Annotated in this window: 15 protein-coding genes; 8 read left to right on the top strand and 7 right to left on the bottom strand. The window is 71.4% G+C overall.

The genetic code is table 11. The features are described 5' to 3' along the window. Window positions 1-9: 9 nt before the first annotated feature. On the top strand, window positions 10-1,638 hold the full coding sequence (locus tag IGS69_RS19840) for a glycoside hydrolase family 13 protein (protein WP_190901710.1): 1,629 nt from the start codon (window positions 10-12) through the stop codon (window positions 1,636-1,638). Window positions 1,639-1,851: 213 nt separating this feature from the next. Here the strand turns inward: IGS69_RS19840 and IGS69_RS19835 are convergent, their stop codons facing one another. The 4 genes from IGS69_RS19835 to IGS69_RS19820 form a co-directional block, all read right to left on the bottom strand. Then, entirely contained in the window at window positions 1,852-3,294 is a 1,443-nt protein-coding gene (locus tag IGS69_RS19835; RefSeq protein WP_190901708.1) for a sensor histidine kinase, read from the bottom strand. Further along, a complete protein-coding gene (locus IGS69_RS19830) occupies window positions 3,295-4,014 on the bottom strand; it encodes a response regulator transcription factor (RefSeq protein WP_190901706.1) in 720 nt (239 codons plus the stop codon). It abuts the gene before it with no gap. A gap of 117 nt (window positions 4,015-4,131) precedes the next feature. Next, a complete protein-coding gene (locus IGS69_RS19825; RefSeq protein ID WP_190901704.1) occupies window positions 4,132-5,208 on the bottom strand; it encodes an LLM class flavin-dependent oxidoreductase in 1,077 nt (358 codons plus the stop codon). Window positions 5,209-5,271: 63 nt separating this feature from the next. Then, complete coding sequence (locus tag IGS69_RS19820) at window positions 5,272-5,862, bottom strand: TIGR03086 family metal-binding protein (RefSeq protein WP_190901702.1); 591 nt, start codon at window positions 5,860-5,862, stop codon at window positions 5,272-5,274. Window positions 5,863-5,924: 62 nt separating this feature from the next. Between IGS69_RS19820 and IGS69_RS19815 the strand changes: the two genes are divergently transcribed. Together IGS69_RS19815 and IGS69_RS19810 are read left to right on the top strand one after the other, a co-directional pair. Further along, a complete protein-coding gene (locus IGS69_RS19815; RefSeq protein ID WP_190901700.1) occupies window positions 5,925-6,758 on the top strand; it encodes a helix-turn-helix domain-containing protein in 834 nt (277 codons plus the stop codon). Window positions 6,759-7,041: 283 nt separating this feature from the next. Further along, the gene (locus tag IGS69_RS19810; protein ID WP_190901698.1) at window positions 7,042-7,377 is read left to right on the top strand and encodes a YnfA family protein; all 336 of its coding nucleotides are present in this window, start codon (window positions 7,042-7,044) and stop codon (window positions 7,375-7,377) included. 16 nt (window positions 7,378-7,393) lie between these two features. On the opposite strand, the gene IGS69_RS19805 is transcribed toward IGS69_RS19810, so the two are convergent. Further along, window positions 7,394-7,831, bottom strand: coding sequence for an ester cyclase (locus IGS69_RS19805; RefSeq protein ID WP_190901696.1), 438 nt, complete (start codon window positions 7,829-7,831; stop codon window positions 7,394-7,396). A gap of 126 nt (window positions 7,832-7,957) precedes the next feature. On the opposite strand from IGS69_RS19805, the gene IGS69_RS19800 reads away from it, so the two are divergent. Next, complete coding sequence (locus tag IGS69_RS19800) at window positions 7,958-8,734, top strand: SDR family NAD(P)-dependent oxidoreductase (RefSeq protein WP_190901694.1); 777 nt, start codon at window positions 7,958-7,960, stop codon at window positions 8,732-8,734. Between the two features lie 6 nt (window positions 8,735-8,740). On the opposite strand, the gene IGS69_RS19795 is transcribed toward IGS69_RS19800, so the two are convergent. Next, window positions 8,741-9,934, bottom strand: coding sequence for an RtcB family protein (locus tag IGS69_RS19795; RefSeq protein ID WP_190901693.1), 1,194 nt, complete (start codon window positions 9,932-9,934; stop codon window positions 8,741-8,743). Window positions 9,935-10,105: 171 nt separating this feature from the next. On the opposite strand from IGS69_RS19795, the gene IGS69_RS19790 reads away from it, so the two are divergent. From IGS69_RS19790 to IGS69_RS19780, 3 genes are all read left to right on the top strand, one after another. Further along, complete coding sequence (locus IGS69_RS19790) at window positions 10,106-10,924, top strand: DUF3558 domain-containing protein (protein WP_190901691.1); 819 nt, start codon at window positions 10,106-10,108, stop codon at window positions 10,922-10,924. Between the two features lie 119 nt (window positions 10,925-11,043). Beyond that, window positions 11,044-11,946 carry a DUF3558 family protein gene (locus tag IGS69_RS19785; protein ID WP_190901689.1) on the top strand — a complete coding sequence of 301 codons (903 nt, stop codon included), beginning with the start codon at window positions 11,044-11,046 and terminating at the stop codon, window positions 11,944-11,946. A gap of 88 nt (window positions 11,947-12,034) precedes the next feature. Further along, entirely contained in the window at window positions 12,035-13,354 is a 1,320-nt protein-coding gene (locus tag IGS69_RS19780; protein WP_190901687.1) for a DUF2637 domain-containing protein, read from the top strand. Between the two features lie 186 nt (window positions 13,355-13,540). On the opposite strand, the gene lysS is transcribed toward IGS69_RS19780, so the two are convergent. Further along, on the bottom strand, window positions 13,541-15,289 hold the full coding sequence (gene lysS, locus IGS69_RS19775) for a lysine--tRNA ligase (RefSeq protein ID WP_190901685.1): 1,749 nt from the start codon (window positions 15,287-15,289) through the stop codon (window positions 13,541-13,543). A 149-nt stretch (window positions 15,290-15,438) separates the two neighbouring features. On the opposite strand from lysS, the gene argS reads away from it, so the two are divergent. After that, complete coding sequence (argS, locus tag IGS69_RS19770) at window positions 15,439-17,202, top strand: arginine--tRNA ligase (protein WP_190901683.1); 1,764 nt, start codon at window positions 15,439-15,441, stop codon at window positions 17,200-17,202. Window positions 17,203-17,240 lie beyond the last annotated feature (38 nt).

The raw sequence follows: 17,240 nt of genomic DNA, 5'->3' as shown, positions 1-17,240 counted from the left end.
GTCCCACCCTTGTCCCCCACCGCCCCCTGGTGGCGCAGCGCCGTCATCTACCAGGTCTACATCCGCAGCTTCGCCGACGGGAACGGTGACGGGATCGGCGACATCGCCGGCATCCGCTCCCGCCTGCCGTATCTGAAGTCGCTGGGCGTGGACGCCATCTGGATCAACCCCTGGTACAAGTCGCCGATGGCCGACCACGGTTACGACGTCGCCGACTTCCGGGAGATCGACCCGCTGTTCGGCACCCTCGACGACGCCGAGCGGCTCATCGAGGAGGCGCACGAGCTGGGGATCCGGGTGATCCCCGACATCGTGCCGAACCACACCTCCGACCGGCATGCCTGGTTCCGGGCGGCGCTGGAGGCCGGGCCGGGCAGCCCGGAGCGCGAGCGCTACGTCTTCCGGCCCGGGCGCGGAGCCGACGGGGCTCAGCCGCCGAACGACTGGGTGTCCTGCTTCGGCGGCCCGGCCTGGACCCGGCTGCCCGACGGGGAGTGGTACCTGCACCTGTTCGCGCCCGAGCAGCCCGACCTGAACTGGGAACACCCCGAGGTGCGGGCCGAGTTCGAGTCGATCCTGCGGTTCTGGTTCGCCCGGGGCGTCGACGGCTTCCGCATCGACGTCGCCCACGGCCTCATCAAGCACCCGGAGCTGCCCGACCTGCCGCTGCGCCGGGACCCGGACGACGGGCTGCCCCGGCAGCACGTCGACCATCCGCACTGGGACCGCGACGAGGTGCACGAGATCTACCGGTCCTGGCGCAAGGTCGCCGACGAGTTCCCGGGCGACCGCTCCTTCGTCGCCGAGGCGTGGGCGGACACCCCCGAACGGCTGGCGGCGTACGTCCGCCCCGACGGTCTGCACACCGCCTTCAACTTCGACTTCCTGATGTCGAGCTGGGACCCGAAGGACCTGCGGTCGGTCATCGACGGCTCGCTCGGCATGCTCGGCGCGGTGGGCGCACCGGCCACCTGGGTGCTGTCCAACCACGACGTCATGCGCCACCCCAGCCGCTACGGCCGCCGGGCGGTCAAGCGCTGGGTGGCCAACGAGAGTTACCGGCCCGACGGGCCCCTGGACTTCGCACTGGGCACCCGGCGGGCCCGGGCCGCCGCCCTGCTCATGCTGGCCCTGCCCGGCGGCGCCTACGTCTACCAGGGCGAGGAACTGGGCCTGCCCGAGGTCGAGGACCTGCCCGAGTCCGTCCTCCAGGACCCCACCTGGGAGCGCTCCGGCCACACCGACCGCGGCCGCGACGGCTGCCGCGTCCCCATCCCGTGGTCGGGCCGCACCGCGCCCTACGGGTTCGGCACCGGCGAGCCCTGGCTCCCCCAGCCCGACTCCTGGGCCGACCACACCGTCGAGCGGCAGACCGGCGACCCGGGCTCCATGCTGGAGCTCTACCGGTCGGCCCTGCGCGTCCGCCGCGGCCAACCCGCCCTCGGTGACGGCACGATGACCTGGCTGGACGCCCCGGAAGGGGTCCTGGCCTTCCGCCGGGAGCCCGGTTTCGTCTGCGTGGTCAACCTCTCGGCCGAGCCGTACGACCTGCCCGGCCACTCCGCGGTGCTGCTGGCCTCCGGCCCGCTCGGGGACGGCCGGCTGGGGCCGGACCAGGCGGTGTGGCTGGCGGTCTGACCGCGCCGGCCGCCGCTGTGCACGACCCCGCACTGCGGCGGCCCGGGCGGCGGGCACCGTGCTGCGGGGTCTGCCGGCGCTCGGCCTGCGGGACGGGCTCGCGCACACCGGCCTGAAGCTGACGCCGGACGGCCCGGTGCTCATCGGGATCGACGCCGGCCCGCCCCAGGGGGCCGTGCGGTTCCGGTCCGCCGGGTCAAACAGCAGCGCCGGTCACGCTCCCCCGCCCCCCGTGAATCCGGTCGCCGTCCCGCCCACCGTGAACCCGGTCACCGTCCCGCCGCCCTCCCGGCGGTGGGCGAACGGCTCTCCCCCGTGCGCCAGGGCCACCTCGCGGACGATGGACAGCCCCAGGCCGGAGCCCGGCAGGGAACGGGCGTCGGCGGCGCGGTAGAAGCGGTCGAAGACCCGGGCGAGGTCGTGATCGGTGATGCCGGGGCCGCGGTCCAGCACCTCGACCCGGATGGTGCCGGGCCGGGCGGGCCCGGCGACGACGATCTCGACGGGGGCCCGGCCGCCCTGGTCGAACTTCACCGCGTTCTCGACGAGGTTGGACAGCGCCCGGGTCAGCATCCCGGGCCGCCCGTCGGTCGTGGTGTCGCCGCTCGCGCGCAGCAGGATCTCCCGGCCGCTGCGCCGCCGGGCCACCCCCGCCACCTCCTCGGCGATGTCGGCGAGGTCCACCCGGCGCGGCGGCTCGGTGTCGGACTGCCCGGCCGCGAGGTCCACCAGCTCGTTCACCAGGTCGGTCAGCTCCCGGGCCTCCTGGCCGAGGTCGACGACCAGTTCCTCGCGGGCCTTCGGCGGGAGTTCGTCGATCCGGCGCAGCAGGGAGATGTTCGTACGCAGTGAGGTCAGCGGTGTGCGCAGCTCGTGGCCCGCGTCCTGGACCAGTCGGCGCTGGTCCTCCTCGGACTGGGCGAGCCGGCCCAGCATGCGGTCGAAGGCCCGGCCTAGCCGGCCCACCTCGTCATGACCGGCCACCGGCACCTGGATGCCCAGCCGGCGGGTGCGGGCGACGTCCTCGGCGGCGTCGGTCAGCACGACCAGGCGGCGCGTGATCCGCCGGGCCAGCCACCAGCCGAACAGCCCGGCACCGACCACCACGGCGGCCATCAGCAACAGGGTCCGCCGCTGGAGCGCCCGCAGCAGGTCCTCGACGTCGCTGAACTCCTGCGCGACCTGCACCGCGCCCCGCCCGCCGCCGAGGGAGACGGTGGCGACTCGGTAGACGTCGCTGCCCACGTCGACGTCCTTGTGCTCGACGACCTGCCCGGACAGCGTCTCGGCGGCGATCCGCGCGTCGGTGCCGGTCACCGGCAGCCCCGGACTGCCCGCGTCGACGACGTGCCCGTCCGGGCCGAGCACCTGCACATCCGTGCGGGCGGGCCGTACGAGGTCGTGGCCGGGGGCGGCGGACGAGAAGTCGCCGGGGCTCATGCGGTTCTGCCGGACCTCGTCGCGCAGGTCCTGCACGACCTCGTCGAACACCGTCTGCTGGTCCACCCGCACCAGCCGGGCGGCGGCGCTGTAGGACAGGATGCCGACCAGGATCGTCACGGCCGCCGTGACCGCCGCGAACGACACGGCGAACGTGGTGCGCAGCGAGACCAGCTTCGGCCGCCGCCCGGCCGGCAGGCGGCCCAGGCGGCCCACTCAGTCCTCCCGCAGCACGTAACCCACGCCGCGCACCGTCTGGATCAGCTGCGGGGCGTCCGGCTCGTCGAGCTTGCGGCGCAGATAGCCGACGTAGACGGCGAGGTTCTTCGAGCCGGGCCCGAAGTCGTAGCCCCAGATGCGGTCGTAGATCGTGGAGTGGTCGAGGACGATGCCCGCGTTGCGCACCAGCAGTTCCAGCAGCTCGAACTCGGTGCGGGTCAGTTCCAGCTCGCGCGCGCCGCGCCAGGCCCGGCGCGCCTGCGGGTCCATGCGGATGCCGGCCGCCTCGACGAACCGTTCCGGGAGCGCCCTGGGCGCCTCGGTGGCCGGTGCGCCGCCGGCCCCCACCGGGCTGGTGCGGCGCAGCAGGGCGCGCAGCCGGGCGAAGACCTCCTCCACGTCGAAGGGCTTGACCACGTAGTCGTCGGCGCCCGCGTCCAGCCCGGCGATGCGGTCGGCCGTCTCGACGAGGGCCGTCAGCATGAGCACCGGCGTGCGGTCGCCCTCGGCGCGCAGCACCCGGCACACCTGGAGCCCGTCGATGCCGGGCATCATCACGTCCAGGAGGAGCACGTCCGGACGGTTGCGGTGGGCCTGCGCGAGCGCCTCGACACCGTCGGCGACCGCCAGGACCTGGTAGCCCTCCAGGGTGAGGGCACGCTCCAGGGCGTTGCGGATGGCGCGGTCGTCTTCGGCGAGCAGCACGGTGTGGGGCACGCGTCCAGTGTGCCAAGCCGCCCGGCCCCGGGAACCGTATGCGCTGGGCCGGGGCGTCCTTCTTACTCCCCTCTCACCAGGGGCCGGGCAACCCGGGAGCCGGGTCCTGCGGTCTCCTCACCGGCCGTCGCGGGCGAGCAGGGAGGCGTGCGTCGGGGCGTCCGGCACGTCCGCCGGGCGGTTCACGGCGAACTCCTTGCGCAGCACCGGCACGACCTCCTCGCCCAGCAGGTCGATCTGCTCCAGCACGGTCTTCAGCGGCAGCCCGGCGTGGTCGATCAGGAACAGCTGGCGCTGGTAGTCGCCCGCGTAGTCGCGGAAGGCCAGCGTCTTCTCGATGACCTGCTGCGGGGAGCCGACGGTCAGCGGGGTCTGCTCCGTGAAGTCCTCCAGCGACGGGCCGTGCCCGTACACCGGCGCGACGTCGAAGTAGGGCCGGAACTCGCGCACCGCGTCCTGGGAGTTCCTCCGCATGAACACGTGCCCGCCGAGTCCGACGATCGCCTGCTCGGGGGTGCCGTGGCCGTGGTGGGCGTACCGCTCGCGGTACAGCTCGACCATGCGCTTGGTGTGGTCGGCCGGCCAGAAGATGTTGTTGTGGAAGAAGCCGTCGCCGTAGAACGCGGCCTGCTCGGCGATCTCCGGGGAGCGGATCGAGCCGTGCCAGACGAACGGGGGTACGCCGTCCAGCGGGCGGGGCGTGGCCGTGAAGCCCTGGAGGGGCGTGCGGAACTTGCCCTCCCAGTCGACGACGTCCTCGCGCCACAGGCGGTGCAGCAGGGCGTAGTTCTCGACGGCCAGGTTGATGCCCTGCCGGATGTCCTGCCCGAACCAGGGGTAGACCGGGCCGGTGTTCCCGCGGCCCAGCATCAGGTCCACCCGGCCGTCGGCCAGGTGCTGGAGCATCGCGAAGTCCTCGGCGATCTTCACCGGGTCGTTGGTGGTGATCAGCGTCGTGGCCGTGGAGAGGATCAGCCGCTCGGTGCGGGCCGCGACGTAGCCGAGCATGGTGGTCGGCGACGAGGGCACGAAGGGCGGATTGTGGTGCTCGCCGGTCGCGAAGACGTCCAGCCCCGCCTCCTCGGCCTTCAGCGCGATGGCGACCATGGCCTTGATCCGCTCGCGCTCGGTCGGTGTCCGGCCGGTGGTGGGGTCGGGCGTGACGTCGCCGACGCTGAAGATCCCGAACTGCATGGTCGCTCACCCTCCAGGTTGTTTACGGTTCAACTATACCGGAGAACGGCGACCGGCCGGGGGCTATTCCCAGTGAGGGTCCCTGCCGGTCCGCGCCAGCAGCCGCTCGAACGCCGACGCGCCCTCACCCTCGGGCACCGGCTCCCCGAACACGCCCATCTTCCGGGCCGTCGGCGCCAGCTCGTCCACCGCGCCCGCCAGCTCCGCCACCACCGCCTCGTCGGCACCCGGGAAGTCCTGGCCCGTCGCCCGCGCCAGGTCCCACACGTGCACCGTCAGATCGAGCAGCGCCATCGAGCCGACCAGCCGCGCCGGCATGTCCATCGCGCCGGTCGTGCCCTCCTCGGCACCGGGCGCGGACCAGGCCGCCACCAGCCGGTCCGCCTCCCGCGCGAACCGCTCACGCCACCGGGGGTCCTCGGCGACCACGCCGGCCGTCTCGCCGAAGTCCGACGCCTCCTTCGCCGCCAGCCGCTGGAACTGCACGATCACCTGGAAGAGGTGATCGACCAGAGCCCGCACGTCGTACTCGGCACAGGGCGTGGGAGCGGCCAGCGCCGCGTCCGGAATGCCCCGCACCACCGGCACCGCCCGCTCCCTCGCCCGGGCCAGCAGCTCACCGATGCCGTGGGTCCTCACCGCGTTCGTGTCCATACCCCGACCGTAGGCAGGCCAGGGGCTGCCCCTCTTGAAGAAACGCGACGTACGATCCGGCCATGGAGGCACCCCGCCACGACACCCGCGGGATCGTCGACCCGTCCGGGCTGCTGGAGCGCGTCCGGTTCCGCCGCCACGAGCCCGCCGAACCCCTGCGCCGCTACGTCGAGTGGTACTGGTTCATCGACTGGGACCTGCCCGCGCCCTACGCCTCCCACGTCGTCCCGCACCCCTCCGTCAACCTCACCTTCCAGTGGGACGAGGGCGACGGGCCACCGTACGCCGAGGTCACCGGCGTCGCCCTGGGCCTGTACACCAGGAAGCTGACCGGGCGGGGCCGCGTCTGCGGGGCGAAGTTCCGCCCCGGCGGTTTCCGCCCGTACACCCCCGAGGAGCCCGTCTCCCGCTGGACGGGCCGCGCGCTGCCCGCCCGGGAGGTGTTCCCGCGGATCACCGGCGACACCGCCCGCTCGATCGTCACCGCCGCCGGCGACCGCGCCCGGGTGGCCGCCCTGGACGCCGTCCTGCTCTCCCTGCCCCATACCCCCGACCCGCAGGCCGACCTCGCGATCGATCTCGTCCGGCACATCCGCGCCGACCGCACCGTGCGCCGCGTCGGCGACTTCGCCCGCGCCGAGGGCGTGTCGGTGCGGGCCCTGCAACGGCTGTTCGCCACCTGCGTGGGAGTGAGCCCCAAGTGGGTCATCCTCCGCTACCGCATCCACGAGGCCCTGGAACAGGCCGGCACCCGCGAGGACATCGACTGGGCCGCCCTCGCCGCCGACCTCGGCTACGCCGACCAGGCCCACCTCGTACGGGACTTCACGGCGACGGTGGGAGTGCCGCCCACGGCCTACGCGACGGAGACCCGGGCCGGACGCGCCGGGCCCTAGCCCCCGCACCAGCCCCAAGACGCTCACCCCGACGCTGCGCTCACCCGCACGGTCACCCCGTCCGTCTCGTCCGCGTCGACTACGCGGACCGGGCGGAGAACCACTTCGACGAGGTCAAGGACGCCCGCGAGCGGTACGACGCGGAGACCGCCGACGCCTGAGCCGCCTCCTGAGCCGCCTCCTGAGCCGAAGCTTGAGTCGACGCCGACGCCCGAGCCGCAGCTTGAGCCGACGCCTGACGCCGACATCACGCGGCCGTACCGATCATGCGAAGCTGCTCACCATGCTCGTGCTCCGCTCCGTCGCCCTCTTCGCCGTCGCCGCCCTCTTCGAGATCGGCGGCGCCTGGCTCGTCTGGCAGGGCGTGCGCGAGAACAAGGGCTGGCTCTGGGCGGCCGGCGGCGTCCTCGCGCTCGGCGCCTACGGCTTCGTCGCGACCTTCCAGCCCGACGCCCACTTCGGCCGCGTCCTCGCCGCGTACGGCGGGGTCTTCGTCGCCGGTTCCATCCTGTGGGGCGTGGTCGCGGACGGTTACCGCCCGGACCGCTGGGACATCGCGGGCGCGCTGGTCTGCCTCACGGGCATGGCCGTCATCATGTACGCCCCGCGGGGGAACTGACCCCCGCCCGGCCTGCTCAGAACGGCTCGTCGGGCGGCAGCAACCCCAACTGCCCCAGGAAGTCCATCTCGTCGAAGTACAGCCGGTAGTCGACGATCCGCCCGTCCTTCACGGTGGCGATGTCCACCCCGCGGATCCGGACCTCCTTCTGCGTCGGAGGCAGCGTCTCGCCGTTGGGCAGCTCCAGCGGCCCGGTGTTCCGGCCGCGGTAGATGCCCTCGTCGATGGCCGTGTCCCCGGCCTCGTAGGAGTGCAGCACCTCGAACGTCGCCCCGGGGACGGCCTCGGTCATCGTCCGCCAGTACTCGACGATCGAATCGCGCCCGCGCAGCTCCCCCTCGTCGGGAGTGAAGGCGACCGCGTCCTCGGCGTAGAGCTCGGCGACGGCCTTCAGATCCGTGTGCGCGGTGACCGCCTCCGTGAGCCGGTCCATGACCTCACGCGCCTCGCCCATGATCCACCTCCGGGAGAACGGGGGATCACCCGTCCTCATTCTCCCACCGGAGGGCCCGCCTATCCTGGCCACGGGCCCGACGCGGACGCCGGGCCCGCCCACGCCCGATGAGCCGAGGAGCACCCCATGGCCACCGCCGCCCCGCCCGCAGCCTCCCGCATCGCCGTCGTCACGGGTGCGAGCAGCGGGATCGGCGCCGCCACGGCCCGGCAGCTCGCCGCGGCGGGCTACCGCGTCGTCCTCACCGCGCGCCGCAAGGACCGCATCGAGGCCCTGGCCGAGGAGATCACCACCGCGGGCCACCAGGCCACGGCATACGCCCTCGACGTCACCGACCGCGCCGCGGTCGACGAGTTCGCCACGGCGTTCAGGACGATCGGCGTGCTGGTCAACAACGCCGGCGGCGCGCTCGGCGCCGACCCGGTCGCCACCGGCGACCCGGCCGACTGGCGGCAGATGTACGAGACGAACGTCATCGGCACCCTCAACCTCACCCAGGCCCTGCTGCCCAAGCTGATCGCGAGCGGCGACGGCACGGTCGTGGTCGTCTCCTCCACCGCCGGCCACGGCACCTACGAGGGCGGCGGTGGCTACGTCGCCGCCAAGCACGGCTCCCACGTCCTCGCCGAGACGCTGCGCCTGGAGATCGTCGGACAGCCGGTCCGCGTCATCGAGATCGCCCCCGGCATGGTCAAGACCGACGAGTTCGCCCTGACCCGCTTCGGCGGCGACGAGGAGAAGGCGGCCAAGGTCTACCAGGGCGTCGCCGAGCCCCTCACGGCCGACGACGTCGCCGACACGATCACCTGGGCGGTCACCCGCCCCGCCCACGTCAACATCGACCTCCTGGTCCTGCGCCCCCGCGCCCAGGCGTCCAACACGAAGGTGCACCGGGACGCGTAGCGCCGGTCAGCCCTTCACGCAGACGACCTGCTTGATCTGCGCCACGACCTCCACGAGGTCGCGCTGCTGGTCGATGACCTGCTCGATCGGCTTGTAGGCGCCGGGGATCTCGTCGACCACCCCGGAGTCCTTGCGGCACTCCACGCCCTGGGTCTGCTCCTCCAGGTCCTTCGTGGTGAACCGGCGCTTGGCCGCGTTGCGGCTCATGCGCCGGCCCGCGCCGTGCGAGGCCGAGTTGAAGGACTTGGCGTTGCCGAGGCCCTTCACGATGTACGAACCCGTGCCCATGGAGCCGGGGATGATCCCGTACTCGCCGGAGCCGGCCCGGATCGCGCCCTTGCGGGTCACGAGCAGGTCCATCCCGTCGTAGCGCTCCTCGGCCACGTAGTTGTGATGCGCGCTGATCTCCGGCTCGAAGGTCGGCTTGGCCTTCTTGAACTCCTTGCGGATCACGTCCTTCAGGAGCGCCATCATGATCGAGCGGTTGTGCTTCGCGTACTCCTGCGCCCAGAACAGGTCGTTGCGGTACGCCGCCATCTGCGGGGTGTCCGCGACGAACACGGCGAGGTCGCGGTCGACCAAGCCCTGGTTGTGCGGGAGCTTCTGAGCAATGCCGATGTGATGCTCGGCCAGTTCCTTGCCGATGTTCCGGGAACCGGAGTGCAGCATCAGCCAGACAGAACCGGTCGTATCCGTGCAAACTTCGACAAAGTGGTTTCCTCCGCCGAGCGTTCCCATCTGCTTGGTGGCACGTTCCTGACGGAACTTGACCGCTTCCGCCACCCCGTCGAACCGCGACCAGAAGTCGTCCCACCCCGCGGTGGCCAGCCCGTGGAACCGCCCCGGTTCGACCGGCTCGTCATGCATCCCCCGCCCCACCGGAATCACCTGCTCGATCCGGGAGCGCAGCCGGGACAGGTCGCCGGGCAGGTCGTTCGCCGTCAGGGACGTCTTCACCGCGGACATTCCGCAGCCGATGTCGACCCCCACCGCCGCCGGGCAGACCGCACCCCGCATCGCGATGACCGAGCCGACCGTCGCGCCCTTGCCGTAGTGCACGTCGGGCATGACGGCCAGGCCCTTGATCCAGGGCAGGGTCGCCACGTTCCGCAGCTGCTGGAGCGCGCCCTCCTCGACCGAGGCCGGGTCGGCCCACATCCGGATCGGTACCTTCGCACCCGGTATCTCTACATACGACATAACGCCCTCAATCCCCCGTAAGCGAACAGAAGTCTTCAACAGCAAATACCGGAGCCAAGGTCGACGAAAGGGAAATCGGACCGGCGTTCACGGCAGTGCGTGCGATACACATTGTGTTCATCGCCCGGCCTGGGGCGGCAAGCCAATATCCGTGTCGAGAGGGGCCACCACGTGCAACGGAAGGCGTACGTACCCGGTATCGCCGTGCTCCTCGCGGCGGTCCTGGCCGGCTGCACCGGCGGCTCGGGCGACGAGGGAACGACGGACAGCTCCAACCCGGGCGACACCGGCACGGCATCGCCCGCCGCCGAGCCCGGCCGCTACCGCACGCTCCCCGAGCCCTGCGCCGAGGTCAGCGAGAGCACGCTCGACGAACTCCTCCCGGGCATCCGGCAGATCGGCGACGAGGAGCAGCGCGAGAAGGCCTACGAGGGCGAGCCGACGACCACGTTCGACACCGACCGCAAGGTCGGCTGCCGCTGGAAGGTGGACTCCCCGGACGCCACCGACCACCTGCTGATCGATTTCGAGCGGGTCGTCTCCTACGACAACGCCGTCAGTGACGACAGTCAGGCCGAGCAGCTCTTCGCGGAGCAGGAGGCCTCGGCCCATCTGCCCGTGCCGACCGCGACCGAGACGGCGTCCGCCGACAGCACCCCGGCGGGCGGTGCGAGCGCGTCCCCGAGCGGCTCCCCCTCTCCGTCCGGCTCCTCCTCGCCCTCGGCGTCCGTGTCCGTCGCCCCGACCGAGCTGCAGCCCCGGGTGCTGGAGGACCTCGGCGACGAGGCCTTCCTCGACGACGGGCTCAGCAGTTCCGGTTCGACGGCCAAGCAGCGGACGGTGACTGTGGCGTTCCGCACGTCCAACGTCATCGTGACCATCGAGTACGCGGAGCAGCCGGCGACCGTCGGCGTCGTCCCGGACAGCAAGGAAATGCAGGACAGGGCGCAGAAACTGGCCTCCCAGCTGGCGGATTCGCTGAGCGACTGAGCCCCTTTCACGGCCCCTTCACGCATACGCGCAAAGCACCCGAAGGAAGAACACATCGCTGCCTCAGCGCGTACGGTGACCAGTCGGACCCGTTCCGACCGCAGGGAACCACGAGCGTCATGAGTGAAGGAACCATGCAGCGACGAGCACAGCGAGTAGAGCGAACCCGGCGAGCGAAGCGCCTGAACCGCGCCCTTGTCTGCGCGGCCGCCGTCCCCGTGATGCTGGTCGCCGCCGGCTGCTCCTCGGACTCCGGCTCCGGCGACAGCACGGACGAGGCGGCGAAGGCGGGCGCGTCGGCGTCCGCGAGCCCGTCCCCGACGGTGCGGGCGGCGGCGTACGGCAAGCTTCCGGAGCCGTGCAAGGCGTTCTCGAAGAAGACGCTGGAGGATCTCGTTCCGAAGGGCAAGTCCGGCAAGGAGGGCAAGTCGGACGATATCTCGACCCGGGGCAGCTGCTCCTGGAACAGCCTCGACAACAACGGCGTGAAGGGCTCGCAGTTCCGCTGGCTGAACGTGTCGATGCTGCGCTTCGAGTCGGACGTCTCCCGCGGCCCGGCCGACAAGCTGGCCCAGGAGTACTTCGAGAAGCAGGTGCAGGAGGCCCAGGCCGTCGAGGGCGCGAAGAGCGTCAAGTCGGAGCCGGTGGCCGGTACGGGCGACCAGGCGACGGCCGTGCACTACGACCTGAAGAAGAAGGAAGGCACCTTCAAGCAGCAGACGGTCGTGGCGCGCGTCGAGAACGTCGTGGTCACGCTCGACTACAACGGCGCTGGTCTGGCCGGTGACAAGACGCCGAGCGGCTCCGACCTGCTGAAGGACGCGAAGAAGGCGGCCAAGGAGGCGGTGGCCGCGGTGTCCGAGGCGAACGGCAAGGGCGGCAAGGCGGGCGGCAGTCCGTCCAAGTCCGCGTCGAAGTCGCCGTCCAAGTCGCCGTCGAAGTCCGCGTCGAAGGAAGCCTCGGACGAGTCCTCGAAGGGCGCCTCGTCCTCGCCGTCGAAGAAGCCCGCGGCGAAGAGCTGAGCATCTCCGTCAGGAACCGGCCACCCGTTCTCCGCACACATGTGCCACCCTGTTGCGCGCAACAACACGCAAGGGGAGGGGAGTACGGGTGGCCGCGCCACTGCAACTGACTCGGATGCACCGCGTTCTCATCGGCGTGGTCGTGGCCGGTGCCGTGATCATCGCCGGTATCGGCTTCGCCGGTTCGTACGCGGCGGTCCGCGAGTTGGCCCTCAAGAAGGGCTTCGGGAACTTCTCGTACGTCTTCCCGATCGGCATCGACGCGGGCATCTGCGTCCTGCTGGCCCTGGATCTGCTCCTCACCTGGATCAGGATCCCGTTCCCGCTGCTGCGCCAGACGGCGTGGCTGCTGACGGCGGCGACGATCGCCTTCAACGGCGCGGCCGCGTGGCCGGATCCGCTCGGTGTGGGTATGCACGGGGTGATCCCGATCCTGTTCGTGGTCTCCGTCGAGGCGGCCCGGCACGCGATCGGCCGTATCGCCGACATCACGGCCGACAAGCACATGGAGGGCGTCCGGCTCACCCGCTGGCTGCTCTCCCCCGTCCCCACGTTCCTGCTCTGGCGCCGTATGAAGCTCTGGGAGCTCCGCTCCTACGAGCAGGTGATCAAGCTGGAGCAGGAGCGGCTGGTCTATCAGGCGCGGCTGCGGTCGCGGTTCGGGCGGTCGTGGCGCCGGAAGGCTCCGGTGGAGTCCCTGATGCCGCTGCGGCTGGCGCGGTACGGGGTGCCGTTGGCGGAGACGGCTCCGTCGGGGCTGGCGGCGGCGGGTATCGAGCCGGCGCTGATCCCGCCGGCTCCTCAGCAGGCGCTGGACGCGGGGGCCCCGCCCGCCTGGCCCGGGGGCGGTCCTGAGGCTTCCGCGCAGTCTGCCCCCCGCAGGGCGGCGACGCCTCCCGGCGAGCAGCGCCTGGAGCTCGACGGCGCCCCCGCTCCGGAGTTCCTGGATGCGGAGCCGGAACCCGACCAGAGTCCCTGGTTCAACACCCCTCGCGAGGTCGCGTACCAGGGTGGCTACGACCCCGCCTACGACCCGGAGCAGTACGCCCAGTGGTTCGCGGAGCAGCAGCACGCCGAGCAGTACCTGGAGGACCAGCCGCTCGAGGCGCCGTCCCCGGAGGACACGGGCAGTTTCCCGATCCCGGTGGGGCCGGGCCGCACCCGGGAGCTGGGTGAGGGCGGTGGCACCGTGCCTCCCGGTTCCGCGCCGGTCGCGGAGCCGGACGAGGAGTCGTTCTACCAGGTCTTCAAGCAGTCGATCAACGGCAGCTATCCCACGCCGCGTGAGCTCATGGACAACGTGGAGGCGGAGTTCGGCATCGGCCTGCCCGCGGAGGATGCGAAGCGGATGGTCAACCGCTTCACGAACCGTCACAACGCGGAACTGGAAGAGGACCACATCGCCTAGCCGGGGGCAATGCTCACCGTCGGCGTCCTGGACATGCGCTGGGTACTGACAGGAGCGGCCGGCGCGGTGGCCGCGGCCATCGTGATCCGGGCCGTCGCGGTATTCGGGACGGCGCAGACGGTCGCCGTCATCGCTCTCGGAACAGAAGGGGCCCTCCGGCCGGAGGGCCCCTTCCCTGTCGGTCGGCTACTGACCGAGCAGCGCGCGCACCCGGTCCTGTCCCACCGCCAGCAGCAGCGTGGGCAGCCGCGGCCCGGTGTCCCGGCCCACCAGCAGGTGGTACAGCAGCGCGAAGAAGGACCGCTGGGCGGTCTTGATCTCCGGCGGCAGCTCCTTCGGCGTGGCGTCGGCGGAGAACCCGGCCTGCACCTTAGGCACGCCGTACACCAGGTGCGTCAGACCGTCGAGCGACCAGTGGTCGGCCAGCCCGTCGAGCAGCAGCCGCAGCGACTGCTGGGAGGCCTCGTCGAGCGACTTCAGCAGTTCGGCGTCCGGCTCTTCCCGCACGATCGTCCGCTGGTCGGCGGGGACGTGCGTGTTGATCCAGGCCTCGGCCTTGTCGTAGCGCGGGCGCGCCTCGTCGAGCGAGGTCAGCGGCTGCTCGGGGTCGAGCTCGCTGAGGATGCGCAGCGCCTGGTCCTCGTGCCCGGCGGTGATGTCCGCGACGGACGCCAGCGTCCGGTACGGCAGCGGCCGGGGCGTGCGGGGCAGCTCACCGGCGGCCGTGCCCACGGCACGCGCGTGCGCGGCGACGTCGGCCGGCAGGGCGCTGCCGTCGGCGACCTTGGCGTCCAGCCGGTCCCACTCGTCGTAGAGCCGCTGGATCTCCTGGTCGAAGGCGACCTTGAAGGACTGGTTGGGCCTGCGGCGTGCGTACAGCCAGCGCAGCAGCTGCGGCTCCATGATCTGCAGGGCGTCGGCCGGGGTGGGCACACCGCCCTTGGAGGACGACATCTTCGCCATGCCGGAGATGCCGACGAACGCGTACATCGGCCCGATCGGCTGCTTCCCGCCGAAGATCCCGACGATCTGCCCGCCGACCTGGAACGACGAGCCCGGGGAGGAGTGGTCGACGCCGGAGGGCTCGAACACGACCCCCTCGTACGCCCAGCGCATCGGCCAGTCGACCTTCCAGACCAGCTTGCCGCGGTTGAACTCGTTCAGCCGGACCGTCTCCGAGAAGCCGCAGGCGGTGCAGGCGTAGGTCAGCTCGGTGGAGTCGTCGTCGTAGGAGGTGACGGTGGTGAGGTCCTTCTCGCAGTTGCCGCAGTACGGCTTGTACGGGAAGTACCCGGCGGCGGTGGAGCTGCCGTCGTCCTCGGCGGCGGCGCCGGAGCCCTCGGCGGCCTCCAGCTCGGCCTCGTCGACCGGCTTCTGGCCCTGCTGCTTCTTGGCCGGTGCCTTCTTCGTGCGGTACTGGTCGAGGATCGCGTCGATGTCGCCGCGGTGCTTGATGGCGTGCAGGATCTGCTCGCGGTACACACCTGAGGTGTACTGCTCGGTCTGGCTGATCCCCTCGAACTCCACGCCCAGCTCGGCCAGCGACTCGGTCATCGCGGCCTTGAAGTGCTCGGCCCAGTTCGGGTGCGAGGAGCCCTTCGGCGCCGGGACGGACGTCAGCGGCTTGCCGATGTGCTCCTTGTAGCTCTCCTCGTCGACCCCGGGGATGCCCTTGGGCACCTTGCGGTACCGGTCGTAGTCGTCCCAGGAGATCAGGTGGCGCACCTGGTGGCCCCGGCGGCGGATCTCGTCGGCGACGAGATGCGGGGTCATGACCTCGCGCAGGTTGCCGAGGTGGATGGGGCCCGACGGGGACAGGCCGGACGCGACGACGACGGGTTTGCCCGGGGCCCGGCGCTCCGACTCCTCGATGACCTCATCCGCGAAACGGGAGACCCAGTCGGTGGTCTCGGTGCTCTGAGCCACGATCGGCACGTCCTTCTTTCTGCATCGGGCAGCCGGTACGGTCGCACGGCTGACCGCACCATTGTCCCAGACCCCCTCGCGCCCGGAAAAACGGCTTTACCCCCATGGGATACTGGCCGGGTCCATCGATTTCCCCTAGGAGAACGGCACCCTCGCCCATGGCCTCGGTCACGTCCCTCAGCGACTCCGTCCACCAGCGCCTCGCGGCGGCCCTCTCGGCGGCTCTGCCGCAGGCCGGCTCCGCGGACCCGCTGCTGCGACGAAGCGACCGGGCCGACTTCCAGGCCAACGGGATCCTGGCCCTCGCCAAGAAAGAGAAGGCCAACCCGCACGAGCTGGCCACGCAGGTCGTCTCCGGGGTCGAGTCGGGTGAGCTGATCAAGGACGTCGAGGTCTCCGGCCCGGGCTTCCTCAACATCACCCTCACCGACGGCGCGATCACCCGGAACCTCGCCGCGCGCTACGCGGACGACACCGGCCGCCTCGGCGTGCCGCACGCCGGGCAGCCGGGCACCACGGTCATCGACTACGCCCAGCCGAACGTGGCGAAGGAGATGCACGTCGGGCACCTGCGTTCCGCGGTGATCGGCGACGCGGTGGTGCGGCTGCTGGAGTTCACCGGCGAGAACGTGGTCCGGCGCCACCACATCGGCGACTGGGGCACCCAGTTCGGCATGCTCATCCAGTACCTGGAGGAGCACCCGCACGAGCTGGACCACAAGGCCGACGAGGCCTCCGGCGAAGAGGCGATGTCGAACCTCGACCGCCTCTACAAGGCCGCCCGCAAGCTCTTCGACGCCGACGAGGAGTTCAAGACCCGTGCCCGGCGCCGGGTGGTGGACCTCCAGGCGGGCGACCCGCAGACGCTGGCCACGTGGCAGAAGTTCGTCGACGAGTCGAAGATCTACTTCTTCTCCGTCTTCGAGAAGCTGGACATGGAGATCCGCGACGAGGACATCGTCGGCGAGTCGGGGTACAACGACATGCTCGCCGAGACTTGCCGCCTCCTGGAGGAGTCGGGCGTCGCGGTCCGCTCCGAGGGCGCCCTGTGCGTCTTCTTCGACGACATCAAGGGCCCGGACGGCAACCCGGTCCCCCTGATCGTGCAGAAGTCGGACGGCGGCTACGGCTACGCGGCCACGGACCTCTCCGCGATCCGCGACCGCGTCTTCAACCTCAAGGCGAACAGCATCATCTACGTGGTGGACGCCCGTCAGTCGCTCCACTTCAAGATGGTCTTCGAGACGGCCCGGAGGGCGGGCTGGCTGGGCGACGACGTGAAGGCCCACCAGCTGGCCTTCGGCACGGTCCTCGGCAAGGACGGCAAGCCCTTCAAGACCCGTGAGGGCGAGACGGTCCGGCTGGTCGACCTCCTCGACGAGGCGATCGACCGTGCCTCGGCGGTCGTCCGCGAGAAGGCCCAGGACCTCTCCGAGGAGGAGATCGCCGAGCGCGGCGCCCAGGTGGGTGTCGGCGCGGTGAAGTACGCCGACCTGTCGACGTCGGCCAACCGCGACTACAAGTTCGACCTGGACCAGATGGTCTCGCTCAACGGCGACACCTCCGTCTACCTCCAGTACGCCTACGCCCGTATCCAGTCGATCCTGCGCAAGGCCGGCGCCTCCCGCCCGGCTGCGCACCCCGAGCTGGAACTGCACGAGGCGGAGCGCGCACTGGGCCTGCACGTGGACTCGTTCGCGGCGGCGGTGGCGGAGGCGGCGACGGAGTACGCCCCGCACAAGCTGGCGGCGTACCTGTACCAGCTGGCGTCGCTGTACACGACGTTCTACGACAAGTGCCCGGTCCTGAAGGCGGAGACGCCCGAGCAGGTCGAGAACCGCCTGTTCCTCTGCGACGTCACGGCCCGCACCCTTCACCGGGGCATGGGCCTGCTGGGCATCCGGACGCCCGAGCGGCTCTGACGCCGGGCGGCTTCGGCGCCGGTCCGCCGGCGTCCGGG

Origin of the sequence: Streptomyces tuirus, from assembly GCF_014701095.1 — a bacterium.
In the GTDB taxonomy this organism is placed as follows: domain Bacteria; phylum Actinomycetota; class Actinomycetes; order Streptomycetales; family Streptomycetaceae; genus Streptomyces; species Streptomyces tuirus.
This window is presented reverse-complemented; position numbering and strand designations above follow the sequence as displayed.

What these genes read in the sequence shown, in the direction of transcription:
- IGS69_RS19825 (WP_190901704.1), bottom strand. Translation starts at nt 5,208, where the DNA reads ATGCAGTTCGGGATCTTCAGCGTCGGCGACGTCACGCCCGACCCCACC.
- IGS69_RS19805 (WP_190901696.1), bottom strand. Translation starts at nt 7,831, where the DNA reads ATGGGCGAGGCGCGTGAGGTCATGGACCGGCTCACGGAGGCGGTCACC.
- IGS69_RS19800 (WP_190901694.1), top strand. Translation starts at nt 7,958, where the DNA reads ATGGCCACCGCCGCCCCGCCCGCAGCCTCCCGCATCGCCGTCGTCACG.
- argS (WP_190901683.1), top strand. Translation starts at nt 15,439, where the DNA reads ATGGCCTCGGTCACGTCCCTCAGCGACTCCGTCCACCAGCGCCTCGCG.
- IGS69_RS19820 (WP_190901702.1), bottom strand. Translation starts at nt 5,862, where the DNA reads ATGGACACGAACGCGGTGAGGACCCACGGCATCGGTGAGCTGCTGGCC.
- IGS69_RS19795 (WP_190901693.1), bottom strand. Translation starts at nt 9,934, where the DNA reads ATGTCGTATGTAGAGATACCGGGTGCGAAGGTACCGATCCGGATGTGG.
- IGS69_RS19810 (WP_190901698.1), top strand. Translation starts at nt 7,042, where the DNA reads ATGCTCGTGCTCCGCTCCGTCGCCCTCTTCGCCGTCGCCGCCCTCTTC.
- IGS69_RS19785 (WP_190901689.1), top strand. Translation starts at nt 11,044, where the DNA reads ATGAGTGAAGGAACCATGCAGCGACGAGCACAGCGAGTAGAGCGAACC.
- IGS69_RS19815 (WP_190901700.1), top strand. Translation starts at nt 5,925, where the DNA reads ATGGAGGCACCCCGCCACGACACCCGCGGGATCGTCGACCCGTCCGGG.